Here is a 3,651-nt window from a genome sequence, read left to right on the forward strand (position 1 = left end):
CCGTCACCATCGGGTGGCGGGCGATCACCTGCTCATCAACCCCGAAGGTCTCGCGGAACGAACGATTAGCGCTGAACACGGCGAGGTCGTCCCGAAGGACGAGAAGTCCCGCAGGCACGCTCGCAATGATGGTTTCGGCGTACCTGCGCCGCAGATTCAATGCATTCAGGAGCTGCTCGGTCTCGGCCGCCATCTGGTTGAAGGTATGCGCGAGAGAGGACAACTCATCTCGAGTCGTGATCTCCAGCCGATGCGAAAAGTCACCGCCGCCGATGCGCCTGGCCGCTTCGTCAACCCGGAGTATCGGCTGGACGATGTAGCGGCGGGCCAGAAAAATACTCGCAAGAAAGATGATGCCCATCAGGCAGGCAATGATGCCAAGCGTGTAAAGCATCCGGCGACGCAAATGCTGCGTCCTTTCCTCGAAGCGTGTGACGAATTGATGCGATAATTTCTGCAGTTCGACCGTCCCGGATTCAACGCGGCGGTAGGCCTCCTGGAATTGCGGTTCGCCGCGAGGTCTGACGGCCACATCGATCAGGGCCGGCTTCAGTGTGCGCCAGAGTTTGTCCACCGCGGCCAGTTCGCCGCGCAGTTCCGCAGGAACCGGGACGAGCAGGCCATTCATGACATCTCCGCCCCGCTCCATCGTCGACAAGGACTTCTCGAATTCCGCGATCCGGGTCTGGAGGCCTGCCCGGTCCTCCAGCTGGCCAATCGCCACCATGTGGGCCCATGCTCGAAATTCGACTGAGAGCATGCGCTGCTGTCCGGCCACGTTCACGAAGTGGCCGTCGGTCCTGGTTTCCTCCATGAACCCCGCAAAGAAGGCGATGCTGACGAGTGACCCGAAGAGCGGCATCAGCAGGAGAAGACCTATCTTCTTCGTGAGTGTGACTCTCCCGGCCGAGTGCTTGCTTGCTTGCGCAATGTTTTTCTCCATAACGACAGCCCGGCTTTTTAAAGTGGTGAATTCAGGGACTCATGCGGTTACACGCCGGCGGCACGCCGAACGTAGCGCAGAACGCCAGATAGACATGACGCTCCAGCGCACGCCAGCCGTCACACACCAGCCGGTAACGGAACTTGGCGCCGGCGGCAATGATTTGCATCAACGAGGGGTTGCCGCTGCTGCCGCGCAAGTGGTCGCCGAGCCGCTTGCGCAGATCGCCCGCGCTGCCGATGTACGCCACGCTGCACACGCCCGTCTGAACATCCTGCGTTCTTATCTCATAGACCCCCGGCCCCGACGGGGCACCCGCCAGCACGCTCTGGCGCGTCAGCGGCAGCAAGGATGAAAAACCAGTCGTGGCACTCAAGTAGCCACTTTTATGGCCGCGGTCGCGGTAATCCGGGATGCCCAGATCATGCCGGATGTAAGCCACGGAGCGGCGGGAAAGCCTGGCCGCGAATTTTTTGCCGATCTCGGCGGCTATTTCGCCATCCTTCAGCGGCGCACGTACTATTCCTTCGATCATGAGCGCGCGTTCATTTTTTATCACATGATCCACAAAATAATAATGTACCTGGCGCGGTTTCGGGCACAGTGAACGCAAATCAACTTCTTTCCCGCCGGGAAGGATAATCGACAGTTTACGGATCAGCCGGGAGATCCGGCCCTCGTCAACAATCACGTTGATCCCGGCTTCGGCGCGCAGTGCAGCAGAAACCTGGGCTTGTGAGAAGGAGCGCAGCGTGAGCGGGTTTGCGCTGCGCACGTAATCCGCCTGGGTTTCGATCAATTTCCGGACGATCGCGCAGCTTATCCGGTTGCGGGTATTGATCAGGCGCAGGTGTCGCACCAGCCGCACCAACTCCATGCTGTTCGCCGAGCGCGACAGAATGTCCGCAAGGATTTCTTCGTCGAACAGGTATTCACGCCCATAACTCTCGCTGTGATGGAAAAATGTAACGTCACCATCCACCAACACGGCGTGTCCAAGCGCACGTTGCGCTTCCGGCAACACCTGCCGCGCCGTCTGCGCCCCCGGCAGTTGCCTGACGGTCAGGGCGCTTTTCAAGGCGTCAAACTGGGGGGATTGTTCCCATTTTTTTACCAGTCGATCGAACGCCCGCAACGGAATTTCGATAAACCGGGCGAGCACTATCTTGCCAAGAAGATCGGCTGCCAATCTTTTTTTATCAGACATCTGTAATTTTATTGTTGAACTAAACCGCTGACGCGGTAGCAGGTCTGCGAAGGCGGCCATCGCGTTTTCGTTGGAACGTCGGGTTGACAATGGCCACCACCAGCATGACGAGGCGAGCCCGCAGCGTGCTCTTCATGGCTTCAGTTTTATACGAGGCGCCCGGACGTAGCGCCGCGCGAACGCTCAAGTGGCCGCAATGGATTCATTGACGTCCAGCCAGTAGGCCTGCAGTCGATCGAGCTTTTTGGTGAAGTCCGCAAAATCGACGGGTTTGCGGACAAACCCATTCACGCCGCTTTGGTAGCAGGCGACGATGTCGGACTGTTCGCTGGACGAGGTCAACATGACCACCGGCACCAGGGCGGTGAGCGGGTTGCTGCGCACACTGCGCAGCACATCCAGCCCCGACAGCTTGGGCAACTTCATGTCCAGCAAAATAAAAGACGGCTGCCTTTGTGTGTCGCGGCCGGCATGGCTGCCCCGTCCGAACAGATAGTCCAGCGCCTGCGCACCATCGCGGGCCACGGCGATCTCGGCCATTACCCCGTGCTCCTCAAGCGTCAGCACGGTCAACTCCAGATGGTCGGGATTGTCTTCAACTACGAGTATCAGCTTGTCGCTCATGGGGCCTCTCCTAAATTTCAGTCATCAGTTTCCTGATGGTCTTTTTTACTTCCATCATATTATCAATTTGCATGTCGTTGTACTACTTTTTGCTTCATGCCGTTCACCAGCGGGGAATCCCCTCGTCCTTGAGCTGGCCGCGCAATTCGGTGTAGTTGGGCACCACGGTGCGCACGGTGTCCCAAAAGCGCGGGCTGTGATCCATCACCCGCAAATGGCTTAGCTCGTGAACCACCACATAGTCCATCACCGCGGGCTTGAAGTGCAGCAGGCGCCAGTTCAGCCGGATGGAACCGTTGGTGCTGGCGCTGCCCCAGCGCGTGCTGGCACTGGACAGGCTGAGCGTGCGCCACTGCACGCCGAGCTGCGGCGCGAAATGCACCAGCCGCTCGGTAAAAATCTGCCTGGCCTGGCGCATCAGCCAGGCCTGCACGGCGTCGCGGGTTTGTTCGGGCGTGGCGCCGGCAGGCAGGCGCAGATGCAGGGCACGCTGCACCTCAGCCGGCCAGGCGCCCTCGGGCAGACCGGTGGCGGTGTTGGCGAGCGCGCCGGCCGCACTGGTTTTGAGTTCTGCGCTGACGCCTCGCGCGCCGCCAGCCGCCGGGTGCGCCTCAATCACCAGCCGCAAGGGCTCGCCCTGAAAAGGAAACGTCGCGCCATCTTTCCAGTCAATGCGCGCGGACTCCAGCCGCTCGTGGCGCTCGCGGGCTTGCTGGAGTTTGTTGAGAATCCAGCCCGACTTGTCGCGTACCGACTGGTCAATTTCATGGAGCGGCACCCATTTGGGCGCGCTCACCGCAAGCCCTTCAGGCCCCACCGAAAAGCCGATGCTGCGGCGCGCGCTGCGCCGAAACGCATAGGCCACCAGCGTGCCGCC

At 60.3% G+C, this 3,651-nt stretch carries 4 protein-coding genes; all 4 read right to left on the reverse strand.

Annotated elements, in window-relative coordinates:
* On the reverse strand, positions 1-943 hold a 943-nt coding region (locus ABW22_RS15630; protein ID WP_157648683.1), incomplete at its 3' end, for a HAMP domain-containing protein.
* Between the two features lie 31 nt (positions 944-974).
* Complete coding sequence (locus tag ABW22_RS15635) at positions 975-2,150, reverse strand: GIY-YIG nuclease family protein (RefSeq protein ID WP_082709022.1); 1,176 nt, start codon at positions 2,148-2,150, stop codon at positions 975-977.
* A gap of 183 nt (positions 2,151-2,333) precedes the next feature.
* Positions 2,334-2,774, reverse strand: a complete 441-nt coding sequence (locus ABW22_RS15640) for a response regulator (protein WP_059759018.1) — start codon at positions 2,772-2,774, stop codon at positions 2,334-2,336.
* 103 nt (positions 2,775-2,877) lie between these two features.
* Positions 2,878-3,651, reverse strand: a 774-nt coding sequence (locus ABW22_RS15645; protein WP_059759021.1) for a M48 family metallopeptidase, incomplete at its 5' end; no start/stop codon positions are given.

Source organism: Thiobacillus denitrificans (genome assembly GCF_001530125.1).
GTDB classification, from domain to species: domain Bacteria; phylum Pseudomonadota; class Gammaproteobacteria; order Burkholderiales; family Thiobacillaceae; genus Thiobacillus; species Thiobacillus denitrificans_C.

What these genes read in the sequence shown, in the direction of transcription:
- ABW22_RS15635 (WP_082709022.1), bottom strand. Translation starts at nt 2,150, where the DNA reads ATGTCTGATAAAAAAAGATTGGCAGCCGATCTTCTTGGCAAGATAGTG.
- ABW22_RS15640 (WP_059759018.1), bottom strand. Translation starts at nt 2,774, where the DNA reads ATGAGCGACAAGCTGATACTCGTAGTTGAAGACAATCCCGACCATCTG.